General features: G+C 66.0%; 17 protein-coding genes. 5 read left to right on the top strand and 12 right to left on the bottom strand.

What is annotated here, in order from left to right; genetic code table 11:
• Nucleotides 1-35: 35 nt before the first annotated feature.
• From MJ606_RS04120 to MJ606_RS04100, 5 genes are all read right to left on the bottom strand, one after another.
• Nucleotides 36-374 (bottom strand): hypothetical protein, encoded by a 339-nt coding sequence (locus MJ606_RS04120; RefSeq protein ID WP_243048127.1) that lies wholly within the window; start codon nt 372-374, stop codon nt 36-38.
• A 116-nt stretch (nt 375-490) separates the two neighbouring features.
• The gene (locus tag MJ606_RS04115) at nt 491-1,324 is read right to left on the bottom strand and encodes an SAM-dependent methyltransferase (RefSeq protein WP_279236614.1); all 834 of its coding nucleotides are present in this window, start codon (nt 1,322-1,324) and stop codon (nt 491-493) included.
• A 397-nt stretch (nt 1,325-1,721) separates the two neighbouring features.
• Nucleotides 1,722-2,522 (bottom strand): alpha/beta hydrolase, encoded by an 801-nt coding sequence (locus MJ606_RS04110; RefSeq protein ID WP_243048126.1) that lies wholly within the window; start codon nt 2,520-2,522, stop codon nt 1,722-1,724.
• A gap of 63 nt (nt 2,523-2,585) precedes the next feature.
• Nucleotides 2,586-3,296, bottom strand: coding sequence for an rRNA pseudouridine synthase (locus tag MJ606_RS04105; RefSeq protein ID WP_243048125.1), 711 nt, complete (start codon nt 3,294-3,296; stop codon nt 2,586-2,588).
• A 107-nt stretch (nt 3,297-3,403) separates the two neighbouring features.
• Nucleotides 3,404-4,966, bottom strand: a complete 1,563-nt coding sequence (locus MJ606_RS04100; RefSeq protein ID WP_243048124.1) for a S53 family serine peptidase — start codon at nt 4,964-4,966, stop codon at nt 3,404-3,406.
• A 187-nt stretch (nt 4,967-5,153) separates the two neighbouring features.
• On the opposite strand from MJ606_RS04100, the gene hemB reads away from it, so the two are divergent.
• Nucleotides 5,154-6,146 carry a porphobilinogen synthase gene (hemB, locus tag MJ606_RS04095; protein WP_243048123.1) on the top strand — a complete coding sequence of 331 codons (993 nt, stop codon included), beginning with the start codon at nt 5,154-5,156 and terminating at the stop codon, nt 6,144-6,146.
• A gap of 538 nt (nt 6,147-6,684) precedes the next feature.
• On the opposite strand, the gene MJ606_RS04090 is transcribed toward hemB, so the two are convergent.
• The 3 genes from MJ606_RS04090 to MJ606_RS04080 form a co-directional block, all read right to left on the bottom strand.
• The gene (locus MJ606_RS04090; RefSeq protein ID WP_243048122.1) at nt 6,685-7,350 is read right to left on the bottom strand and encodes a GAD-like domain-containing protein; all 666 of its coding nucleotides are present in this window, start codon (nt 7,348-7,350) and stop codon (nt 6,685-6,687) included.
• A 586-nt stretch (nt 7,351-7,936) separates the two neighbouring features.
• Nucleotides 7,937-8,317: a tautomerase family protein gene (locus MJ606_RS04085; RefSeq protein ID WP_243048121.1), complete on the bottom strand. Its 381-nt coding sequence runs from the start codon at nt 8,315-8,317 to the stop codon at nt 7,937-7,939.
• Between the two features lie 15 nt (nt 8,318-8,332).
• Entirely contained in the window at nt 8,333-8,911 is a 579-nt protein-coding gene (locus tag MJ606_RS04080; protein ID WP_243048583.1) for a DUF4865 family protein, read from the bottom strand.
• Between the two features lie 121 nt (nt 8,912-9,032).
• Between MJ606_RS04080 and MJ606_RS04075 the strand changes: the two genes are divergently transcribed.
• From MJ606_RS04075 to MJ606_RS04065, 3 genes are all read left to right on the top strand, one after another.
• On the top strand, nt 9,033-9,923 hold the full coding sequence (locus tag MJ606_RS04075; RefSeq protein ID WP_243048120.1) for a LysR substrate-binding domain-containing protein: 891 nt from the start codon (nt 9,033-9,035) through the stop codon (nt 9,921-9,923).
• A gap of 95 nt (nt 9,924-10,018) precedes the next feature.
• Nucleotides 10,019-11,860 (top strand): monovalent cation:proton antiporter-2 (CPA2) family protein, encoded by a 1,842-nt coding sequence (locus MJ606_RS04070; protein ID WP_243048119.1) that lies wholly within the window; start codon nt 10,019-10,021, stop codon nt 11,858-11,860.
• Between the two features lie 207 nt (nt 11,861-12,067).
• Nucleotides 12,068-13,243, top strand: a complete 1,176-nt coding sequence (locus MJ606_RS04065; protein WP_243048118.1) for a glycosyltransferase family 9 protein — start codon at nt 12,068-12,070, stop codon at nt 13,241-13,243.
• 8 nt (nt 13,244-13,251) lie between these two features.
• Here the strand turns inward: MJ606_RS04065 and MJ606_RS04060 are convergent, their stop codons facing one another.
• Together MJ606_RS04060 and MJ606_RS04055 are read right to left on the bottom strand one after the other, a co-directional pair.
• On the bottom strand, nt 13,252-16,722 hold the full coding sequence (locus MJ606_RS04060) for an ankyrin repeat domain-containing protein (protein WP_243048117.1): 3,471 nt from the start codon (nt 16,720-16,722) through the stop codon (nt 13,252-13,254).
• 71 nt (nt 16,723-16,793) lie between these two features.
• Nucleotides 16,794-17,096, bottom strand: a complete 303-nt coding sequence (locus MJ606_RS04055; protein ID WP_243048116.1) for a YcgL domain-containing protein — start codon at nt 17,094-17,096, stop codon at nt 16,794-16,796.
• Between the two features lie 306 nt (nt 17,097-17,402).
• Here MJ606_RS04055 and MJ606_RS04050 point away from each other — a divergent pair, with 306 nt between their 5' ends.
• Nucleotides 17,403-18,779, top strand: a complete 1,377-nt coding sequence (locus tag MJ606_RS04050; protein WP_243048115.1) for an outer membrane protein transport protein — start codon at nt 17,403-17,405, stop codon at nt 18,777-18,779.
• A 107-nt stretch (nt 18,780-18,886) separates the two neighbouring features.
• On the opposite strand, the gene MJ606_RS04045 is transcribed toward MJ606_RS04050, so the two are convergent.
• Nucleotides 18,887-20,299 carry a coniferyl aldehyde dehydrogenase gene (locus MJ606_RS04045; RefSeq protein ID WP_243048114.1) on the bottom strand — a complete coding sequence of 471 codons (1,413 nt, stop codon included), beginning with the start codon at nt 20,297-20,299 and terminating at the stop codon, nt 18,887-18,889.
• A 2-nt stretch (nt 20,300-20,301) separates the two neighbouring features.
• Nucleotides 20,302-22,770, bottom strand: a complete 2,469-nt coding sequence (locus tag MJ606_RS04040; RefSeq protein WP_243048113.1) for a TonB-dependent receptor — start codon at nt 22,768-22,770, stop codon at nt 20,302-20,304.
• Between the last annotated feature and the right edge of the window lie 55 nt (nt 22,771-22,825).

Genomic DNA, 22,825 nt, shown 5'->3' with positions numbered 1-22,825 from the left:
TCCGACCCGTTTTGCCAAGCCGGAGCATGAGCTAATCAAGCTAGTGCGTTAAGTGTGGAGCGGCCAACGACGGAAAAAGTAAGCGCGCTCTTTTTCTTGTCGCCTTTGTCCTTGCCACCGCCGTCCTCGCCCTCCTTCTCCTTTTCCTTTTCCTTCTCTTTCTCCTTATCGCGGCCCGGGTTCTCGAGGGTGCAGAACATGGGCTTCAGATCCAGCAAGGAGTAAAGATCGGTAGTGCTTCGGGCGATGATGGCAGCGCCCAGGGCGGAGTCGACCTGCGTCTCCTCCAGTGCCGCCGCAATCTCTTCCCGCGAGGCGTGACGCAATTGCGCGTCCGCGCCCATCCGCTCCAGAAACTCAATGATGCTCGACATGGCTTGTAATCCCCTGATGGTCTGAAAAAGACGACACCCCCCCGCCTTGCCTTTCCCCTCTCCCCAGGGGAGTACCGGGAGAAGGCGATCATAACCTTGAATGAAGCGAAGAATGTCTACGCCGGAATCGGCCCTGGCGCACCGCTGGCTACCCCTGTTGCGTCGTCCAGCGCCGCCAGCCGGGCCTGGATCTCGGGGTCGTCCTGCAGCGGGCGGGATGGGGGCACCGCCAGCGTATCGGCGCCGTCGAGATCGGCCCCGACCAGCCGCGCCAGCGGCATGTGCTCCATGCGTGGCGCCTGTGTGGGCAGCGTGGCCGCCCGGTAGACGATGACCTCATGGTCCCCTGGATAGTTGCGGGCCAGCACATCCACCAGTACCTGACGGTGGGCGGGGCCGGTGGCAAAGCGATGGCCAGTCTGTTCGCCGGCCAGGCCAACCTGCCACAGGATCAGCCACGCGCTGGGATCGACCTGCCGTCGGTAAAGCATGAACTGGGTAGTATCGAAATGCTGGCAGCCGATGCTGCCCGGGTCGATGCCAAGGTCGGCGTAGAGACAGTCCTCGGAGGAGATGCCGGGCTCCATATGCGCCTGGTAGCCCTCCGCGCGCGCCATCTTGATGGCCTGGTGCGGCGCCCAGGCGAATACGCCAGGATGGCCGTAGAACACCGCACACACCCGCTTGCCGGCACGCACTTCGGTCAGGATGGCGTCGACCATCTCGCGATAGGTCTGGGTGCGTCGCTTGCCCTCGGCATAGAACGGCTGGAGGCTGCGCACGTCCGCGTGCATCTCCTTGAGCCACAGCTCCACGATGCCATCGGAGACGGCAACGAACACCACGTCAGCGGTCTGGATATGGCTACGCGCCAGCGGCGTGATATGCGAACCCAGCATGATGCCAATACCGACGCAGGCAAGGCTGCCGGTCGAAGATGTTGCGCTCAATATCTTGCCCCCTGATCCCCGGAGCGGCCGCAGGATGCGTCCGCCCGCTGGCTGTTTCGAAGCCATTCTTCACGGGAGCATAAAGGGAGCGCGTTGGCGACCGCTAGCGCGATGCCAGCGGGCCAGGTGTCGCCGGGCCGGCGCCTGGCGACACCTGGTACGGCAATTACTGCGCCAGCACCCAGCCGTCGTCGGTCTTCACGAACCGCTGGCGCTGTACGCCGCCGCTGCCCTGCACGTCGCATTCGTAGCCATGGTCAGCCGACTTGCAGTCGAGCACCTTGATGGGATCAAGATCATTTCCGCCAGATTAGCGGGTGGCAGCGACCAGAGAGGCATAACGACCCCGGCCCCAGATCGGTAACGAGCGGACCACCGCGCATTGCGATCACGCAGGCTAAGCAACCACGCGCCGTGTCAGGGCCGGTCGCGACAGGAAAGGCACCACCGCCTCGACAAACGCCGTCGTGTGCTGCGTATGCAGATGATGACCGCTGCCGAGTCGGCCTGGGCTTGCGTGGCGGATATGCGTTGCAAGTAAGTCCAGCCGTTCACTGAAGGCGCCATCGTCGTGGCTGGCCAGCAGCAGGCATGGACAGGCGATCATGTCGAGGCGCTGCCACCAGTCCGGCATTGGCGCCTTCAACTCCCGCAATACGCTGCGCGATGCGCGCACGTCGAATTGTCTCAGCAGCATCAGCCGGAACAGTCGCCTGATGCCGAGCAGGCGCAGCGATCGTCGCCACGATGGCGTCGGCTGGCTGGCCGCGAGCGTCGCGGCTTCATCCTCGTCACGCGGTGGTACCGGCGCGGCCTCGATCACCAGGTGGCTGACCCGCTCGGGCATGCGCATGGCCAGGCGCAAGGCCAGATGCCCGCCCAGCGAATGGCCGACCAGTCGCACCCGGGCGAGTCCGAGCGCATCGAGCAAGGCGGTTAGGTCCCGCTCGAAATCGTCCAGCGCGTAGGTGGCTGTCCGCTGGCTGCGACCATGACCACGAAGATCGGGCGCCACTACCCGGTAGCCGTTGGCCACCAATGCCGCCGCGGTCGTTTCCCAGCTGCCGGACTGGCTGGCGAAGGCGTGAATCAGCAGCACGGGTTCACCGTCCGCGCGACCGGCGGTGCGGTAGGCGATGCGCACCCCGTCGAGGGTGATGAAGCGACAGGCAGACCATTCCGGGATTGGTGTAGCCATGGCGTCAGCAGGCCTCGTTGCGCAGGCAGGGCACCGGCGTGGCGCGCCTGCATGGATGAGACATCAAAACCGATCGGTGCTGGTCAGGTAACGCCACTGGCCTGGCGGCAGGCGTGACATGGGAATGCGGCCCAGGCGGATGCGCTTGATCGCCAGGACCTTCAGCCCCACCGCGTTGCACATGCTCTCGATCATGCTCGGTGCAATGCGCTTCAGGGCAAAGCGCAGATGGGTTTCGTTCTGCCAGCTCACCTTGATCGGCGGGAGCGCGTAGTGGTCGAACTTCAGCCCATGATTGAGCAACGCCAGTCCGTTGGGCGCCAGCTTGCCGGCCACCTCGACCACGATCTCCTGTTCGATGCGATCGAAGTCTTCTTCCAGCCGTCGCTTCACGCGCCAGTCCTGCGTGAATACCAGCAGGCCGCTGGCGCTGTCGGGCAAGGGCGCGGGTGATTCAAGCCGGGCGAAGTGACGCTTCAGCACGCGCACGCCGGACGCATCGTCGGCCACATGGCTCTCGACGGTGATGAGGGCGCGGGCCTGTTCGGCGGTGACGCCTGCGGGCTTGTGCAGCACCAGCGTGGCTGGCTCGGGCGGCTCGAGCTGCGCGTGAGGGTCGATCTCGATGTGCTGCTCGAGCACCTTGAATTGCGGCTCTTCCACCGTCTCGCCGTCGACGCGCACCCAGCCGCCTTCGATATACATCTCGGCCTCGCGCCGCGAGCACTGCGCCAGGGCGGCGATACGTTTGGCGAGGCGTACGGGTTCGGTCATCGGGGCGGCCAGGCAAGCAGGGTGGCCATTGTATGCGTTGCGCGGCGGCAAACCCGTTCTGGCCCGGCGCGTGGCGCCCGAAGGGATCCTCGGGCGTCAACGGCGCATCAATGGCTATCGGGCGTGGTCGATCCGTTGCCGTTGGCCGGCATGGCCGCCAGCGCGGTGAGCAACGCCTGGCCCTTCGGCGTACCCAGGCCGGTGCAGGCATCCCAGCCCTTGCCCGCCTTGTAGTAGCCGTTGTTGCCCTGGGTGATGTCGTGGAAGGCCGTCGTGCCGATGCCATACAGCGCGGCGTGCGGATCACCCAGGCTGTGACCGAGCTGCTGGTTGAAGCGCGCCACCAATGCGGCCCATAGCGGCGCCACCGCGCTGGTGCCGCCGATGATTTCATCCTGGCCGTCCACGCGCACCTGGTAGCCGGTGGTGGGGTCGGCATCGCCGGCCACGTCGGGGAGGCCGCGCCCCACGAAGCCACTGCTGCCTTGCGGCACGTTGGACGACTGTTGCCAGGTGGGCAGGGCAAAGCTGGCGCTGACGCCGCCGCCGGTGGCGCCCTCGTTGCTGGCCAGTTCGTTCCATACCGTTTCGCTCTTGATGGTGGTGCCGCTGGCGGTGAGCTTGGTGCCCCCGCAGGCAAGCGCATACGGGCTCGACGCGGGGAAATCCACATGCGGCTTGCCGTCGCTTTCGCCATCGGTGAAGCCGCTGTCGCCGCAGGCCACGGTGACGGTGATGCCCAGTGCCACGGCATCCTGCAAGGCGCTTTCCATCGCGGCGAGCGACGCTGCATCCCAGCTGTCTTCCGGGCCGCCCCAGCTGATCGAGATGACCGAGGGATGGTGGGTGGTGTCGTGGGCCGCCTGCGAGATCGCCTCGTAGAAGCCCTGGTTGGTATTGGGCGCGAAGTACACGGCGATCGCCGCGCCCGGCGCGAGCGCGCCGATCACTTCCACGTCCAGCATCACTTCACCGTCGGCATCGCCACCGGGTTGGCTGGTGCCGCCGGCCACGGATACCTCGGTCACCGTGGGCACCTTGCTGATGCCCAGCGACTGGATGTACTGGGTGAAATCCGCCTGGGTGAAGCCGCCGCCCAGCTCGATCACGGCCACCGTCTGGCCGGTGCCGTCGGTATGGGCGGGGAAGTCGTACAGCTGCCCGAGTTGCAGCGGCGTGTAGGTGATGGAAGGTGTTGCCGATGGGCGCCGGAAATGCGGCCGGGCCACCGGGCGCCGGTCCAGTCCCAGCACCGCGACTACCGTGGACGAGAGGTTCGACGGCCATACCGGCTTCTCGTGGCAGCCCAGCATCTCCGGGCCACCGGCGTCGAACTGGTAGCGACCCAGCTGCACGCCAAAGGCCTTTTGCAGGGCCTGCGGGGTGCCGCGCAGGTGGATCACGCGCCGCTGCAATTCGCAGCCGGTTTCCTGCAGGCCGTGCTGCTGGGCGAAGCCGCGCACGGTTTCTACATCCGCGGGGTCGGCGCCCCAGTGCGCAGCAAATTCCTCGCGCTTCCACCGCGGCCGGTTTGGCCAGGCGGCCGGCACCAGATGATTGCCACGGCGGCGCAGCACCACGGTGACGTCGATGGGCTCGGTGCCTTCGTGCGGCCCAAGGTAGCGGGCTTCGGCGGCCAGTGGCCAGTGATGGGCGGCGGGTTGACTCATGGGCGGGGCTCCTTGGTGGACAGCGGGCAGAGACTGCACCCGCCAACGTGTCAGCAGGGTGTTCGCTGGATGGGCTGTTCATGGATGGTGCGGTTTGCCCGTCTCACCGGCCGCGTCAACCTGCCCAAGGCGGCGGCCAGGGTCCGAGGCGCTAAAATGCGCCGATGTCTTGCCCGAGAACCCGCCCATGAGCTTCCCTGCCGTCCGTATGCGCCGCATGCGCCGCGATGCCTTCTCCCGTGCGCTGATGCGTGAGCACACCTTGCTGCCCAGCGACCTGATCATGGTGGCGTTCGTGATCGAGGGCGAAAGTCAGCGTGAACCGGTGCCGTCCATGCCGGGGGTGGAGCGCTTGTCGATCGACCAGCTGCTGAAGCTCGCTGGCGAATGCGTGCGGCTGGGCATTCCCGCGCTGGCCCTGTTCCCCTCGCCGGGCGCCGCGGTGAAGACGGAAGACGCGCGCGAAGCGTGGAACCCGCAGGGCCTGATGCAGCGCGCCACCCGTGCGCTCAAGGCCAGGTATCCCGAGCTGGGCCTGATCGGCGACGTGGCGCTCGACCCGTACACCACGCACGGCCAGGATGGCCTGATCGATGACGACGGCTACGTGATGAACGAGCCCACCATCGAGGCGCTGATCAAGATGTCGCTGGCGCAGGCCGAGGCCGGCATGGATTTCGTGGCGCCGTCGGACATGATGGATGGCCGCATCGGCGCGATCCGCGACGCACTGGAGCAGGCCGGCCATATCCACACGCGCATCCTCGCCTACTCGGCCAAGTACGCCTCGGCGTTCTATGGCCCGTTCCGCGATGCGGTGGGCTCGGCCGCCAACCTGGGCAAGGGCAACAAGCATACCTACCAGATGGACGTGGGTAACAGCGACGAAGCGTTGCGCGAGATCGAGCTGGACATCAACGAAGGCGCCGATGCGGTGATGGTGAAACCCGGCATGCCTTACCTGGATGTGCTGCGCCGCGTGAAGGATGCCTTCGGCATGCCCACCTTCGTTTATCAGGTAAGTGGCGAGTACGCCATGCTCAAGGCGGCCGCGCAGAACGGCTGGCTGGACGAGAAGGCCGTGGTGCTCGAATCGCTTATCGCGTTCAAGCGTGCGGGGGCTGATGCCATCCTCACGTATTTTGCCGTGGATGCGGCGCGGTGGTTGCGGGGGGAGTAGGGTTCGCTTCGTCCTCGCCTTGGCCAGGATGGCGATGAACCGCCTTCGGGTTGTGTCGATTCCGCCAGGGTGCCGCCTGCGCGGCTGGCGTTTCGCCCTCCTGCCGGAGGCCGAGTCACTTCTCTTTGCTGGCCCACGCATGCGCAGGAGCGCATGCGAACGGCGAAGCCGGCCCGAAGGGCGAAGGGCAGGATGCCCGGAGTCAAAGAAAAGTGACCCAAAGAAAATGGCCTAAAGAGCTGGCCGCATTGCGCGGGGAAAAGCCCGAACGCTTGAGGTGATCTGCTAGGTGACAACCTCCGCCGCTACACGGCGGTGACAGCGTAGCGCTGCGCAACGCGCCGCTGAGGACTTAAAGCGGAGCACTTCGTGCCTTGGCCCCCGCTCCCCCAAATCCCGAGAGGATTGCATTTCATCCCCATACAATAGGAGCTCAGCTTCTCTTGTAAGGCAACTACGAGAGAGATTAGGAATCTGCTGACGATCCGATCCTATCTCTGTACCCCGTTGTGAATTAAACGACCGCAAGAATGCAAGTCTATTCCTTGCCAATCAAGGTATCGATGTCGATACGTGAAAGTGGCAGAACTGGTGCGGCCAATTGTCGGAGCATCGACAGATGCTGATCGAGCTTCACCTTGTGCAGATTTTCTAGCCGCATTTTTCCACCCAGAACAATCGCCGGCTCAAATCCGTACATTTCGTCAGACGCTAGTGGCCCCAACTTTTTCAAGGTACGCCCGAAAAGCGGCTTGCCGTCCTCGTCATCCAGATCACAAGAATCCTTGGATAGACAGAAAAAGGAGCGGATCGAAATGTCCAGCCTGCGATCATCCTTTTTTTTCAGGTTCTTCGGCAATGCGAAAATCGAATTCGTCGCACAGTTGATCATCACGCTCTGTCCGGTAGTTTCGCCACACAAGAAAAGCTTTCCAAACGCCGTCCTCGCGATCGCATGAAAGGCATCGATTTCTTCGAGCGAAGTACCATCCAGCCATTCATCGACCAGATCCTCGTACTCGTTGGGATTGACGGTCCAGAATAGACCGTCAGCATGGCTGCTCCAACCCTCGGCAGCCCATTGACCCAGGAGGCGTGCAGGCAATTTTCCAGTCCAGCGGCTGATCGTTGACTGCGGTATGACAATCCGACTGGTCGATTCGCCAAACTCGTCAATGAAAACCTGGAAATCGTCGTCTCTCATTTCAATCCCTTTCCACGGCATGGCTCGAGCTCAACGTCCATTTTCTCGTCTCCTCTACCGTTCTTGATTGCATCATCCGCGGCAGCATCCATTCGAGCAATTCGCCCTTCTTGGTTCCAACTGCTGCTCATTGAAGAGTTCACATCGGATCTGCCCTTTCGGGGAGAGGGTTGGAGGGAGGGGTCAATCTTGCCCCAGTGGTGATCAGAACCAAGGGTACCGCCACCTTCAGGAGCTATAGCAATCCATTATCGTTGCCACATCTGCTTTAAGCCCTCTTGGCTGCGGCGTGTTGCGCAGCGCTACGGTGTCACCGCTGTGTAGCGGCGAAGGCGTTCTGTAACGAGGCCCCAGAGACCGTTCCGGCTGGTATTCCTCGCATCGCTACGAGCCTTGGCTTTGAAGGCCATTTCTCTGGGTTACTTCTCTTTACTCCGGGCATCCTGCCCTTCGCCCTTCGGGCCGGCTTCGCCGTTCGCATGCGCTCCTGCGCATGCGTGGGCTAGCAAAGAGAAGTGACTCGGCCTCCGGCAGGAGGTCGAAACGCTCGCCGCGTAGGCGGCACCTTGGCGAAAACGCTCAACACCTACGCATACTGCGCCATCCCATTCCCAAACGACCAGTTCTCCTTCGACGTCTCCAGCAGGTTGATAAACACATCCTGCGGCCGCAACCCCGGTTCAACACTGAGCAACTCGGCGACCCGCTTGTAGAACGCCTTCTTCTGCTCCACCGTGCGGGTGTTGTTGCACGCGATCTGGATGATCACCAGATCGTCCGTGCGTGCGATGTCCAGATAGTTGGGGTCGTAGTCGAACTCCTCCGCCTCGTGCTGTTGCACGAGGATGAAGCGATCGTTCGGCGGCACGTTGAACGCCTCGGTCATGGCGCGGTAGATGCTGTTGCGGATGGCCGCGATGTGTTGCGGCGACTTGCCTCGGCGAAGGGCGACTCGTACGAGTGGCATGGCGATGCTCCGTGGCTAGAGGGACGGCATGGCGCTATGCGCCTTGGGCTGCGACACGTGGCCGACGTCGTAGAGCTGCCGATGCCCGGCGGCCAGTGCCGGGTGTGGCTCGCCCCACAGGCGAAAGCGCACGCGTGTCCAGGTGGTGGGTTCAAAGGCATTCAGCGCGGCCAGCGCGCCGCGTTCGATATCGCGCTGCAGCGCGTCGCGATCGTCCTGGCGCAGCACGTCCAGCGCACTGTAGGGCGCGATGGTGTCGAACTCGCGTGAGGCCAGCGTGGCATGGCGTGCCTCGGGCGAAAGGTAGGCATCCCACACCGGCCAGCAACGGATCACTGGCCAGCCGAACGCCTGGGCGAGCTGGGCAAACCCGGCGCTGCCGAGAAAGCGTTGCATCGCTGCGCTGTCACGCCACAGATAGAACGGCGCATACAGGTTTTCGCGCGTGGCCAGCGCGTCACGGTCGCGGCTGGCGTGCAGGTAGGCCTTGAAGTGCAGTCCGTCGAAATCGTCCAGCAAATGTCCCTTGCTGGCGATGCGCTGGCGCACGATGGCCATGTCGTAGTCGGCAGGCAACGCGAAGCTGTATTGCATGGCGATCACGGTAGGCCTCTTCCCAGGTCGGCGCTTGACGATACCTAGGCTAAGGCGGACAGTATCGTTCTGAAAATCAGAAAATAATGGACTGAAAGTCCACAAAAACGGGACTATCTGCATGCGTCGCATCACTTTCGATCTGGATGTCCTGCGCAGCTTCGTCACCGGCGTGGAACTGGGCAGCTTCGCGCGGGCGGCGGATCGACTCGGCCGCTCCACTTCGGCGGTGAGTGCGCAGCTCAAGAAGCTGGAGGAACAGGCCGGCACGCCGGTGCTGCGCAAATCCGGGCGGGGCATGGCGCTGACCGAAGCCGGCGAAACCATGCTGGCCTATGCGCGCCGCCTGCTCGACCTCAACGACGAGGCGGCCGCAGCCCTGCATGGCAGCGAACTGGAAGGCTGGGTGCGCTTGGGGGTGCCGGAAGATTTCGGCGAAGCGCTGTTGCCTGATGTGCTGGGTCGCTTTGCGCGTGCCCATCCCCGTGTGCGTATCGAGGCGCGCATCGCACGCAATGTCGAGTTGCTCGACCGCGTCTGCTCGGGTCGTCTCGATCTCGCCCTGGCATGGGACGCCGGCGTGACCACGCCCCATGCCGAGCGCCTGAGTCAGGTGCCGCTGCGCTGGATCGCAGCCGCCGACAACGCACTGACGAAACCCTTGGATGATGACGAGCCGCTGCCGCTGGTGATGCTGGAGGCGCCGTGCCTTATGCGCACGGCGGCCACCACGGCGCTCGACCGCGCGCATATTCCCTGGCGCATCGCTTTCACCAGCGCGAGCCTGGCGGGTATCTGGGCGGCGGTGGCGGCGGGCCTTGGCGTGTCGCTGCGCACATCGTTCGGCCTGCCGCCGAGTGTGCGTGCCATGGCGCCTCACGAGAGCAGCCTGCCGCCGCTGGGCTCACTGGGACTTTGCCTGCATCGCGCCGATGCCGAATCCTCGGCGGCGGTCGAGCGTCTGGCCGTCATTCTCGCGCAGCAGTGGCAGAGCCTGCCGTTGGCGGCGTGATGCGCGTTCCATCGCGCAACGCCCATCCTCGAAAGGATCAAGCCGATACAGGCCGCAGCGTGAAATAATGCGAATCCCCTGAATGGAGCGCGCGAGTGGATAGCCACCATTTTCTGGAGACGGCGCTGGTATTCCTGGTGGCGACGGTCATCGCGGTGCCGTTGACCAAGCGTTTCAAGCTGGGCTCGGTGCTGGGCTATCTGATGGCCGGCATCGTGATCGGGCCGCAGGAGCTCCGCCTTATCAATGACACCGCGGGTGTGGCGACCATCTCCGAATTCGGCGTGGTGCTGATGCTGTTCGTGATCGGCCTGGAGCTGTCGCCACAGCGACTGTGGGTGATGCGGCGGCAGGTGTTCGGCACGGGCCTGCTGCAAGTGCTGGCGACCAGCCTGGTGATCGGCGCGGCGGCTTACTACCTGTTCGGGCTCACCGTGAACGCGGCAGCCATCGTCGGCGGCAGCCTGGCCCTGTCGTCCACGGCGTTTGGCTTGCAGATTCTCGCCGAACGCAAGGAAGCAGGCACCCCTTACGGGCGCCAGGCCTTTGCCATCCTGCTGTTCCAGGATCTGGCCGCCATTCCGCTGATCGCCGCCGTGCCCTTGCTGGCCAGTGCCTCGACCAAGCATGGCTTCGACCTGATGGCGGTGGGCCGCACGGTGGGCATCATCGTGGCGGTGATGGTGGGCGGTCGTTATCTGCTGCGCCCGGTGTTTCGTTTCGTGGCCAAGGCCGACACGGTGGAAGTATCCACCGCCACCGCGCTGCTGGTGGTGATGGGCACGGCATGGTTGATGGAAGTCGTCGGCGTATCCGCAACGCTGGGTGCGTTCCTGGCCGGCGTGCTGTTGGCCGACTCGGAGTACCGCCACGAACTGGAATCGCATCTCGAACCCTTCAAGGGCTTGCTGCTCGGCCTGTTCTTCATCAGCGTCGGCATGTCGATGGATGTCACGCTGCTGCTGCATCAACCGCTGCGCGTGGCGATGCTGGTGGCGTGCCTGCTGCTGATCAAAGGGGCGTTGCTGTGGCCGCTGGGGCGTGTGGTGGGCGGACTCGATCGACGGGACGCGATGCGCCTGGCGGTGCTGTTGGCCTGCGGCGGCGAGTTTGCCTTCGTGGTGCTCAAGCTGGCACGCGAGCAGAGCCTCATTACCGCCGAGCAGCACGGCTTGCAGGTACTGGCCATCACGCTGTCGATGGCGATCACGCCGTTGCTGGTGGCGCTGTTCGGCAAAGTGTTCCAGGCCAAGCCGAAGGCGGCGCGCGCGTTCGACACCATCGTGGCCGACTCGCCGCGCGTGATCATCGCCGGCTATGGACGCATGGGCCAGATCGTGGCGCGCGTGTTGCGCGCGCAGGGTATTTCGTTCGTGGCGCTGGATCATTCGGTAGAGCAGATCGATCTGGTCCAGCGCTTTGGCAGCAACAACAATATTTTCTACGGCGACCCTTCGCGCCCAGAGCTGTTGCGCGCGGCGCAGGCGGATCAGGCCGATGTGTTCGTGCTGGCCAGCGATGACCCGGAAGCGAGCCTGCGCACGGCGCGGGTGGTGCGCCGGATGTATCCCACCATGAAGATCGTCGCGCGGGCGCGCAATCGCCAGCACGCATGGCGGTTGATGGATCTTGGCGTGGAGCTGCCCGTTCGCGAGACGCTCTACTCCAGCCTCAAGATGACGCGCATGACGCTGGAGGCCCTGGGCATGCCGGCCGAGCAGGCGGCCGATCGGGTGGAACGTTTCCGCCGTCACGACGCGGAACTGCTCAAGCGCCAGTATCTGGTTTACGACGACGACGCGCGCATCGTGCAGACCACTCGCGAGGCCCTGGCCGATCTCGATCAGCTGTTCCAGGCCGATGCCGAGCCGGAGCCCAAGCGCGTGCGGACCAAGCCCACGGGCGTCACGCCTGGCGATGAGGACGTGACCCGCTGAGTCGGTTTGCGCCTAGCAGGCGATTGTTTCAGGCATGCGTGCCTATCCTTGCGTGCGTGACATCGCAAGAAAGCCGTGCTGCAACTTACGTTGCAGGCGTAACTCATTTCGCCGCGAATAAGGAAAGATGGCCACGCTCGCAGGTCGTGCCGTCGAGGGGCGGATCATCTGCGGGATCGGGTTTTCCCGACGCCAGTCCTTGCGTGCATGAATCAGCGTGCCGTCATCCACCCGGTCGTCATCCGTTTTGGACGGCTGGGCGACACCATCCTGCTGCAGCCGTTGTTGCACAAGCTGCACCGTCGCTACGGCGGTGCCTGCCGGCTGGTATCGCTGGGGGATTGCTCGCGCGTGCTGTATGAGGGCTGCGAGGATGTCGCCGAGGTCAGGCACTTCACCAGCCAGTACGGTTCGTTGTGGCTGAATCCGCGTCGCTTGCGCACCGCGCTGGCCTTGCGTGGCATGCGCGAATCGCCGTTCTATATCTGCGAGCCGGATGTGCGCACGCGCACCAAGGTGCGCCCCATGCTCGCGCTGGCCGGCATCGAGCCGGAGCGCTGCGTCTTTATCGAAGACATGCCGCTGTTGGCGGATGAACACTGGGCCGACTGGTTGATGCGTTTCGCCGACCAGACGCCGGCCGCGTTCGCTGGCATCGCGGCGACGGGTGAAGGCTTGTCCGCCGCTCCACGGCTGGTGCCGACCATGGCCGAGCAGTGCGAGGCGCAGGCGTGGCTCGCCGCGCGCGGTCTGCAGGAACGCCCGCTGGTGCTGCTGCAGCCTGCCAACAAGCGCACGATGCGCTGGAACGGCGTGCGCCAGGCGCATGACGACGACAAGTCGTGGCCGGTGGAGCGCTGGGCGGCGCTGTCGCGTTTCATTCTCGAGGCGATGCCTGATGCGCACGTGCTGCTATGCGGCTCATCGGAGGAGGCTGCTTATCTCGCCTCGATCAGCAGCGCTGCCGCGCATCCCCAGGTGATCGCGCCCAGGGGCGGCTTGCCGCTGGGTCATCTGCGCGCGTTGCTGCATGTGGCGCACAGCATGGTGTCGGTCGATACCGGGCCGGCGCATCTTGCGGCGGCCGTGGGCTGTCCGCTGGTGGTGTTGTTTGGCAATCGCTGGCCGTCGATGTGGACACCGCGCAGCGCCACCGGCAGCGCCGTGAGCGTGCTGGGTGGCTTGCCACATGTGCCGCGGGTGGACCAGATTGCCTTGCCATCGGTGGTGCAGGCATGGCGGCAACTGCCGTCACGCCCGGAACCCGCCGCCAGGCAACTGATGGAAAGCGCCGCCATTGCGGCGGCAAGCATGCCGCGCGAGCCGCGCCGGGGCCTGTTTGCACACAGGCTCGGCCGGCGCAAGCAGGCTCGGCGACACTGAGCCGGCGCTTAGTCCGCCGGTTGCGCCGGCTGCCGCAGCATCTGCCGCACACTGGGAACCGCGCCGCTGCTGCGCGCGGCCAGCTCGTGGGCGATATCGATGTAGCCAATGGCGCGTGCCACGTCGGCGGCGTTGCGGCCGAAGGCGTCGACGGCCTGGCGATCGGCGCCGCGCGCCAGCAGCACGCGCGCGGGGGCCAGCAGTGCATGCATGGCACAGGCATGCAGCGCGGTGACGCCGCGCTGGTCGGCATGTTCCAGCGTGGCGCCGGCATCCAGCAGCACCGGCACCAGCGCGCCGATATGCGTAGGGTCGCAGTCGCTGCCCGGACGCAGGTGCGCGCCCAGCAGCAATAGCAGTGGCGTCTTGCCTTCCTTGTCGGCGAGGCTGACGTCGGCACCGCGCTTGAGCAAGGCATCGAACAGACGGCGCGCACGCAGGCTGTCGTTGTGCTCGAAGCCGTACTGGGCGGCGGCGTGCAGCGCGGCGTGTCCGCGTGCATCCACCGCGTTCACGTCGGCGCCGCCTTCGAGCAACTGCTCGGCAATCTCGGGATAACCCATCGCCGCGGCGATCATCAAGGGCGTGGCGTCACCCGGCAGGCGCTGGTCCACGGCCACGCCGTGTTGCAACAGCAGGGCCACCAGCGCTTCGCGCCGCGCGCTGACCGCAGCGGCCAGCGGCGTCATGCCATTGGTGGCGGCCAGGGTGGCGTCGGCGCCCTGGTCCAGCAGCAACGCCGCGACCTCGCGCTGGCCGGCGCCGCAGGCGTGTAGCAGCGCGGTGGCGCCCTGGTGGTCGCGCGTGTCGACTGCAAAGCCGAGCTCCAGCAATCGATCCACTGCGGCCAGCGCGCCGGCGGCGGCGGCCAGCGGCAGGTCGTCGGCGCGCAGCGGGCGGGCCGGGCGGGTCCAGTCGCCCCAGTTCATCCAGCGCTCGACTGCACCGTGTTCGAGCGCCAGGCCCAGCGGTGTTTCGCCGTTGGCGTCGATCGCCTCGGGGTCGGCGCCATGGGCGACCAGCGCGCGCACCAGCGGCAGCGCGCGCTCGCCATGTTCCAGTGCGGCGAACAGCGGCGTGCGGCCGCTGCTGTCGCGCGTGTTGGGATCGCAACCACGCGCCAGCAGGGCCTGCAGCAGCACGCTGTGGCCATAGGTGGCCGCCAGGTGCACGGGGGTGCGATCGCGCGCATCCGGGCCGAACGGATCGGCGCCGCGCTCCAGCATGGCCAGCGGCAATGCGGCGCCCTGCGCGCTGTCTTCCAGCCGTTGCAGGGTCTGCGCCAGCAGGCCCGCGCCGGCCGGCGTGGCGCCGGCTTGCAATAGATCGTCGATGGCTTCGGTGGCCGCCGGCAGCTGCTGCAGCAGTGCATCGAACAGGCGCCGGCCCAGCGGCGGCAGCTGCGCCTCGTGGCCTTCGGCGGTATCGGCGTCATCCACCAGCTGCGGTTGCAGGCGGGCCTCGGGATCCAGCGCGTGATCGAGCAGCCAGCGGCGTGCGGCGCCCTGGCCGGGGGCGGCCAGGTCCAGATAGAGCTGGGCCAGCTGCGACTGGGGCCACTCGCGTACGCGGGCGGCAAAGGTGGACACGATGGCCCAGTGACCGAAGCGCAGGGCGTCGAGCAGGTGCGCTGGCGTGTCGGCACCCTCGGGCAGCGCGTCCAGGCTCAGCGTGGCGGGCAGCGGGGTATCCGGATCGAGCAGGGTGACCAGATCCCAGCGCCCGGCGGCGGCGGCGTGATCGAGCGCGCTACGGCCATCGCCGCCCACGGCCTTGGGCTCGGCGCCCAGTGCCAGCAAGGCGCGCACCATCTCGGCATGGGCGTGCGGCGACTGGCAGGCCAGGGTCAGCGCATCGCGGCCATGGCTGTCGCGCACGCGGGCATCGGGCTGCGCCTCGGCCAGCAGCTTCACGATACCGACGGCGCCGGCGCGGGCCGCTTCCATCAGCGCGGTGCTGCCGTGGCGGTCGACCAGTGCCACGTCGGCACCGGCCGCGCGCAGGGCACGGGCGATCTGCTCATGGCCTTCGGCGGCGGCGGCCATCAGCGCACTGCGATGGCGCGCATCCACGGCATTGACCGCGGCGCGGTGCTTGAGCAGCAGCTTGACGCCCTCGACGTCGTCGTCCGCGACACCCGCCGCGGCGACCAGTGCGGGCTCGCCATCGGGCGGCGCCGGCTTGGCGCTGCGTTCGAGCAGGAACTTCGCCACCGTCCAGTTGGCGGCGCGGCAGGCGACGGCCAGCGGGCTCAGGCCCGCCTTGTTGAGGGCGTTGATGGGCGCGCCGGCGTCCAGCAGCATGGCCGCCACGATCGGCTCGCCGCTGAGTACCGCACCGTGCAGCGGCGTGTTGCCCTCCGCGTCGGTGACGAGCGGGCTGGCGCCGTTGGCGAGCAAGGTCATCACCGCCTCGGCGCGACCGTGCCAGCTGTCGCGCGTGGCGGCGAGCAGCGGCGTCAGGCCGCCGCTGGCGCGGTTCACGTTGGCGCCCTTGGCGATCAGCGCCCGCAGCAGGCGGGTGTCGGGCAGCAACGCGGCCAGCATCAGCACCGGTCGCTGGTCACGCTCGCCGGTGGCCGGTGCCGTATTCGGATCGGCCCCGGCTTCCACCAACGCGAGCGCGCGCTCGATATCGCCATCGCGCGTGGCCGCCAGCAGGGCCTGGGCCTGCTCGGGCGTGCCGGCGGTGCGTTCTTCCTCGCTGAGCTGCGGCGCCGGTTTGGGAGCGGGCGTCACCACGGGCGCGGCGTTGATGACGCCGGTGGCGGGTTGGCGGGTCTGGCTGCGCCCTTCGCACAGCAGCGCACGCAGCGTGCGGTTGGCGATCACCAGACAACCCACCGGCATCAGCACGACGCCGTAGAGGGCCAGCGCCGCCGTGCGCAGCTCCGATGGCAGCACGCCGTAGAGGCCGGTGAGCGCAATCGCGATAAAGGCCAGCGCCAGCAGCGAGAACGCGGCCGGCAGGAAATGCGTGAAGAAGCGTTCCTCGCGCGACAGGTGGCGGCCAAATGCCAGGCTGCGCGCGGTGGCGGTGAATATCCACGAACCATCGCTCTGCGCCGGATAGGCGTCGTCCCACACGTACACCAGGCCAAACGCCGGCCAGCCGCGCCATAGCGCCGCCAAGGCGATCACCAGGGCTCCGGCAAGCATCAGCGCGGCGCCCAGGCTCGGCGACTGGTTGAGCTTGAGCATGGGCCAGGCCACCAGCAGGAACACCAGCACCACATAGCCGGTGAACATCACCAGGTAGGCCGCGCCGCGGCGCAGCACGGTGCGCCCAAAGCGCGGCTCGGGATCAAAACCGATCGCGTGGCACACCGCCGCCATGGTCAGCGCGTTGGCGACCAGCAAGGGAATCAGGGCAAGCGGATGCGCGCCGAGCGCGGCGATCGCGGTGGCGATCAGACCGGGCACGAACCAGGCGAGGGCTTGCAGCAGCGGGGGCGGGCGACGCGTTTTTGAATAGGCCATGGGCGCGAGTATAGGAATCGTGACAAATCGAGACGGTAATCGGGTGTTAACGGCGACGCCCGGCGCTTGCTTTACCGGTCGCGGTCACGATCGGGGTCGCGCGGCGCGCTCTTGTAGGCGGGATGATTGGCGGCCGCCAGCGTCTGTTGCGGTGGCATCTGCAGGTGCCAGCCCTGCTCGCGCAGATGCGCCAGCACCAGCGCGGCATCTTCTTGGGGAAGCTTGCGCTCGCCACTGAGCTCCACCTCGAGCGCAAAGCGCAGCTCGCCCAGCATCAGCGCCAGCGAGGCGGGGATGCAGGCGAAGTCGTCGCGGCGGCTCAGCCACAGATAGGTATCGGGCTTGCGCAGGCTGGCGTAGACAAAACAGTGCATGGCGACACCCGTCGGCGTGAAATCAGGAGGATGGGCGCACTGGTGGGCGCAAGTGGCAAGGGTAACAGCCCATGGCGCCATCGTCCCGCGCATCGTTGTATGCAGGCATCTTCGCCCAACGCCGACGAACGCCAAGGAATGCGCCTACATCCCCGAGAAACTTTGCTGCAACTGCACTTGCAAGGCCTGCACCGAGCCGGCACAGTGCCGGGTCGGGGTGTCAAACGCACGTATGAAAATAGGGCGGACGTCAGGCTCCTCGCTATTGACCCGAGCCAGAACTTATAAGCAGGAGCAGCAAATCTGATGCAGATGTCTTTCCGTCAATTTTCACGCGCGGGTCGTCCGCTCACGCTCGCTGCGTTGAGCCTGGCCGTCCTGGGCGCCTTGGCCGCTCCCCAGCGTGCCCACGCCAGTGCTTTCCAGCTGCATGAAGACAGCGCAGCGGCCATGGGCCGCGCCTATGCCGGTTCCACCACCGCGGGCGGCGACGTTTCGGTGGTGGCCAACAACCCGGCCGCGATGAGCGACCTGCAGGGCACCTACTTCCAGGCGGACGTCACCGCCATCAATTTCGGCACCACCTTCAGCGGCTCGGCCACGGACGCCCAGGGTCGCGCCATCACCGGCGGCAACGGCGGCAACGCCGGCACCACCATGCCGGTCCCGGCGTTCTTCTTCGAGACGCAGCTCAACGAGAAATGGCACGTGGGTGCGGCCTTCACCGTGCCGTTCGGCTTCCAGACCGAGTACGACCAGAACTGGGCCGGTCGCTATAGCGCCATCAAGTCCAAGTTCGAGTCGCTCGACGGCACCCTGTCGGTGTCCTACAACGTCACCGACAACTTCGCGCTGGGCCTGAGCGGCATCGCGCAGAAGACCTCGGCGACGCTGACCAGCGCCATCAACTACAACGGCGTGGTGTCGCAGCTGGTCGGCCCGGCGCTGGCCAACACGCTGGTGCCGGCGGGTTCGGACGGCATCGCCACCATCAAGGGCAACGACTGGGACTACGGCTGGCAGCTTGGCGCGTTCTGGAAGATCACCCCGAACGACAAGCTGGCCCTGAACTACCGTTCGAAGATCTCGCATACGCTGGAAGGCACCGCCAACTTCACCGTACCTGCCAACGTACAGGCGCTGCTGCCGGTGGCCAGCGCCCTGCTGGGCGGCACGCCGTTCCAGCACACCGAGGGCAGCGCGCCGTTCACCACCCCGGCCGAGGCGACCGCCAGCTACTGGCACCAGGAAGAGAAGTTCGGCCTCGGCATGGACGTGTCCTGGACCAAGTGGGACGTGTTCAAGAACCTCACGGTGAACTACGCCAACCCGGCGCAGCCGCAGAGCAACGAAGTGTTCAACTGGCGTAACAGCTGGTACGTGGCCATCGGTGGCGACTACTACCTCAACGACAAGGTGACGCTGCGTGCCGGTATCGCGCTCGACACCACGCCGACCACCACCGCCACCCGCGACCCGCGCGTGCCCGATGGCACCCGTCAGTTCGTGTCGGTGGGCATGGGCTACAAGGCCAGCGAGCACCTGGTGCTCAATGCGTCGTTTGCTCACATCTTCGTGAACAGCGCCCGCATCAACACCCTCAGCCCGACCGGCGATGCGCTCACCGGCAGCTCGGACGACTACGGCAACCTGCTGAGCTTCTCGGCACAGTACAAGTTCTGATTCGCGCCACATCGCGAACCGGAACGGTTGCGAAAAAAACCTCCCCGCGCGAGCGGGGAGGTTTTTTTATGCCGGCCGGTTTCCCTTGCGCAGGGAAGAAAAGCCCATCAACCCAGCCGCATCAGCAGCCCAAGCATGCGACGGAAGCGCGAGCCATACGGCGGGTTGAGCATGCCCGCGCCGCTGAGGCGCGACTGGCGGAACACCGGCTTGAAGTGCGAGAACGTGCGAAAGCCCGCTTCGCCGTGATAGCCGCCGATGCCCGAGGGGCCCACGCCGCCGAACGGCAGGCCGTGCTGGGCGATGTGGTAGATGGTGTCGTTGACGGTGACGCCACCGGCATGGGTGCGTGACAACACCTTGTCGATGGTCGCGCCGTCCTGCTCGAACAGGTACAGCGCCAGCGGTTGCGGATGCGACGCGACATAGGCAATCGCCGCGTCCAGCGTGTCATAGGGCAGCACAGGCAGCAGGGGGCCGAAAATCTCGTCCTGCATCACCTGCATGTCGTCATTCACCCCGGTCAGCAAGGCCGGTGGCAGCAGTCGCCGCGAGGGCGCGTCCTGCGCATTGCTGAGCGGTTCGAGCCTGGCGCCGGCCGCCACCGCATCGTCGCGCAGCTTGGTCAGGCGCTGGTACTGGCGGTCCGAGACGATCGAGGCGTACTGCCCCTGCGTGGCCAGGTCGGGATACAGCCGCGCGGCGGTCGCGCGTGCGGCCGTCACGAACTCGTCCATCCGTTCGCGCGGCACCAGCACGTAGTCGGGCGCGATGCAGGTCTGTCCGGCGTTGATCAGCTTGCCGAATACGATGCGTTCGGCGGCATTGTCCAGGCGCGCGCGCGGGCCAATGATCGCGGGCGATTTGCCGCCCAGCTCCAGCGTCACGGGGGTGAGGTTGGCCGCCGCCGCGCGCATCACATGGTGCCCGACGGCGGTCGAGCCGGTGAACAGCAGATGGTCGAACGGCAGCGCGGAGAACGCCTGCGCCACCTCGGCGTCGCCGGTGACCACCACGACTTCGTCCGGCTTGAAATAACGCGCCACCTGCTCGGCGAACAGGGCCGAGAAGCGTGGCGTGTACTCGCTCATCTTCAGCATGACGCGATTGCCGGCGGTGAGCGCATCGATCAGCGGTCCCACCGCCAGGTACAGCGGATAATTCCACGGCACGATGATGCCCACCGCGCCGCGCGGTTGCGGCATCAGCGTGGTGCGCGCCGGCAGGAACACCAGGTTGGCCAGCCCGCGCCTTGGACGCATCCAGCGCCGGCCGCGACTCAACGAATAGCGCAGGTTGGACAGGCTCGGGTAGAGCTCCAGCAGCTCGGTCTCCTCCACCGGCCGGTGGCCGAAATCGGCGCTGATGGCCTGGGCAAACGCCCCGCGTTGCTCGGTGAGCATGCTTTGCAGCGCGCGCAGGCGCGTGGCGCGGGTATCCCAGTCGGGCATGGGATCGCGCGCCTGGGCGTCGCGCAGGCGCAGCAGGATGGAGTGAAGCGAGGCGTTGGGCTTTTCCATGATCAGAATTTCGCGCGTAGTTCGACGCCCCACATGCGGGGCGGCGTGATGGTGGCGAACGGCGTGCCAAGCACGCTGGTGCTGATGTTGTTCACGCCAGTGACGTACCGCTTGTTGAAGACATTGGTGCCATACAGTGCCACACCCCAGCGGTCACCGGGCGCGTGCCAGTCCAGGCGTGCGTCGGTACGCTGCTGGCTGGTGCCGATCTGGAAGTTGGGGCTCACGTAGCACTCACCCTGCGCCTGCGAATCGGAGTTGCAGCGCGTCTTGCCACGATAGGCCTGCGACAGGTCGAACTCCAGGTCGCCGTTGGCGACATGATGCCATGTATAGGTCAGCGAGGCGGCGGCGGAAAGATAAGGCGTGCCGGTCGGCTGTCCGGTCAGGTCGGTGCCATCGGGCGCGATGGCCTTGCGGTAGGTGGAATCGATATAGGCGCCCATGAAGTTCAGGCGCAAGCTGTCGATCGGCTGCCACTGCGCTTCCAGCTCCAGGCCCTTGGCTTCCTGGTCGCTGCTGTTGACGACGTAGATGGGCAGCGCGGATGCCGGGCTGTTCGGATCGAGCGCCAGCGTCTGGATATTGTTGTAGCGGTAGTAGTAGGCCGAGGCGTTGAGCAACAGGTTCTGGTCGGGGAACAGGGTCTTGATGCCACCCTCGTAGTTGGTCACCGTCTCCGGCGCGAAACGCGAGCCCACCTGCACACTGTTGTAGCCGCCGGCCTTGTAGCCCCGCGTGATGGAGACATAGCCCATCACGTCCGGCGTGAATTTGTAGCTGGCCACCGTGCGCGGACTGAAGTTGTTCCAGGTGTTGCTTTCCGATACCGGGACGCCCACGGCGTTGGGAAAGATCACGTTGCCGCTGACCGCGCCCAGCACCAGCTGATCGATGAGCGGCAGCGTCTGATAGATGCCCGCCTGCTTGAGCGCCGCGATGGTCGCGTCGAACTGCGGCGCGCTGCGCGGCATGTTGTACCAGCTGAATTCCTTCTCGTCGCGCGTGTAGCGCAGGCCGGTGGTGAGATCGAAGTTTTCGCTGAGATGCCAGATCACGTCACCGAATGCGGCATAGGCCTTGAAGTTGCCGTCGTTGCTGATCGCCTCATGCCAGGGATCGCCCAGCAGGTTGTACTGCGCGGGCAGCATCTGGCTCAGGTCGGTCAATGGCGTGCCTAGGCCATACGCGTTCTGGATCAGCGTATCGAGGCTGTTGGTGTTGATATTGGTCTGGCTGGTCTGGCGCGCCTGCTCCTGGTAGTAGCTGACGCCGGACACCCAGTCCATCAGGTCGTTGTTGCCCGACAGCTTGAACTCCTGGTACCAGCTGTTGTTGTGCTCGATGTTGGTGGTGTCCAGATAGGTCACCACATGGTCGGTGCCGTCGTAGTCACCGCGGTTGAAGGTGTCGAAGCCGCGCCAGGCGGTGGTCGATACCAGCTCGCCCCAGCCGAAGGAGTGGTCGAGCGATAGCGTGACGCCGTCGAAGCGGCGTTTTTCCTGCGCACCGATGGCGTCGTTGTAAAGCGGCGCATGCAGCGGGTTGAGATAGGTCGACGGATCGGGCGGGAACGGTGCGCGCTGGTTGGTATCGGTCGTCAGCGGTACCAGGCCGATCGCCGGTGCCGGCGGTTGCTTGAGCTCTTCGTGATCCCACGACAGCAGCACGCGGGTGTTGTCGGTGATGTTCCAGCGGTACACCATGCGGGTGCCCCAGTCATCGTCCTTGCCGTAGTGCTGGCCGTTGGCCTGGTCCTTGATCCAGCCGTTGCTCTGGTTGTCGAGCACGCTGATGCGCAGGGCCATGTCCTTGTTGATGGGGATGTTCAGCAGCGCATCGGCGTAGCGGCGGCCGTCATTGCCGATGCGCACGCGGGCCTTACCCTCGAACGTGTCGGTGGGTTCGTTGGTGACGATGGAGATGGCGCCCGCGGCGGCATTGCGGCCGAACAAGGTACCCTGCGGGCCCTTCAGCACCTCGATGCGCGCGATGTCGTTGAACGCCAGCAGCGAACCGCCCGAGCGCGCCGCGTAGACGCCATCCACATACACGCCTACCGCCGACTCGGTGCCGATGCCGAAGTTGCTGGTGCTGATGCCGCGCAGTTCGTAAGTGGGCTGGGTCGGCTGGCTGGCGTCGATCACCAGTCCCGGCACGAAGATGTCCATCTTGCTCAGGTCGGTGGCCGCCAGCGTGTCGATCTGCTTGGCGGTGACGATCTGCACCGGAATCGGCACCGACTGCACCTCCTGGCTGCGGCTTTGCGCGGTGACCGTGACATTGCCGAGCAACTTGGCCTTCTCCGGGTCGGCCGGCTTGGCGCTGCTGTTGGTGGTGGTGGCGTCTTGCGGTGAAGCGGGTGTCTGGTCGGCGGCAAAGGCGACGGGCACGCTGCCCAGCAGCAATGCGGTGCCGCCCAGCAGCAGGTGGCGCAGGCACACGGACAACGGACGTTGACGGATCATCATCACCAGCTTCTCCCCTCGGTATGAAAAGCCGCGACCTATGGGCCGCGGCGTGCCG

The organism is Dyella sp. RRB7, from assembly GCF_022761115.1.
Taxonomy (GTDB): domain Bacteria; phylum Pseudomonadota; class Gammaproteobacteria; order Xanthomonadales; family Rhodanobacteraceae; genus Dyella.
The sequence above is the reverse complement of the archived record's forward strand: the minus strand, read 5'-3'. Positions and strand labels throughout refer to the sequence as shown.

Excerpts from the sequence above, each read along its gene's own strand:
- MJ606_RS04040 (WP_243048113.1), bottom strand. The coding sequence starts at position 22,770 with ATGATGATCCGTCAACGTCCGTTGTCCGTGTGCCTGCGCCACCTGCTG.
- MJ606_RS04075 (WP_243048120.1), top strand. The coding sequence starts at position 9,033 with ATGCGTCGCATCACTTTCGATCTGGATGTCCTGCGCAGCTTCGTCACC.
- MJ606_RS04085 (WP_243048121.1), bottom strand. The coding sequence starts at position 8,317 with ATGCCACTCGTACGAGTCGCCCTTCGCCGAGGCAAGTCGCCGCAACAC.
- MJ606_RS04065 (WP_243048118.1), top strand. The coding sequence starts at position 12,068 with ATGAATCAGCGTGCCGTCATCCACCCGGTCGTCATCCGTTTTGGACGG.
- MJ606_RS04105 (WP_243048125.1), bottom strand. The coding sequence starts at position 3,296 with ATGACCGAACCCGTACGCCTCGCCAAACGTATCGCCGCCCTGGCGCAG.
- MJ606_RS04045 (WP_243048114.1), bottom strand. The coding sequence starts at position 20,299 with ATGGAAAAGCCCAACGCCTCGCTTCACTCCATCCTGCTGCGCCTGCGC.
- MJ606_RS04080 (WP_243048583.1), bottom strand. The coding sequence starts at position 8,911 with ATGCAATACAGCTTCGCGTTGCCTGCCGACTACGACATGGCCATCGTG.
- MJ606_RS04120 (WP_243048127.1), bottom strand. The coding sequence starts at position 374 with ATGTCGAGCATCATTGAGTTTCTGGAGCGGATGGGCGCGGACGCGCAA.
- MJ606_RS04050 (WP_243048115.1), top strand. The coding sequence starts at position 17,403 with ATGCAGATGTCTTTCCGTCAATTTTCACGCGCGGGTCGTCCGCTCACG.
- MJ606_RS04090 (WP_243048122.1), bottom strand. The coding sequence starts at position 7,350 with ATGAGAGACGACGATTTCCAGGTTTTCATTGACGAGTTTGGCGAATCG.
- MJ606_RS04060 (WP_243048117.1), bottom strand. The coding sequence starts at position 16,722 with ATGGCCTATTCAAAAACGCGTCGCCCGCCCCCGCTGCTGCAAGCCCTC.
- MJ606_RS04055 (WP_243048116.1), bottom strand. The coding sequence starts at position 17,096 with ATGCACTGTTTTGTCTACGCCAGCCTGCGCAAGCCCGATACCTATCTG.
- MJ606_RS04100 (WP_243048124.1), bottom strand. The coding sequence starts at position 4,966 with ATGAGTCAACCCGCCGCCCATCACTGGCCACTGGCCGCCGAAGCCCGC.
- MJ606_RS04110 (WP_243048126.1), bottom strand. The coding sequence starts at position 2,522 with ATGGCTACACCAATCCCGGAATGGTCTGCCTGTCGCTTCATCACCCTC.
- hemB (WP_243048123.1), top strand. The coding sequence starts at position 5,154 with ATGAGCTTCCCTGCCGTCCGTATGCGCCGCATGCGCCGCGATGCCTTC.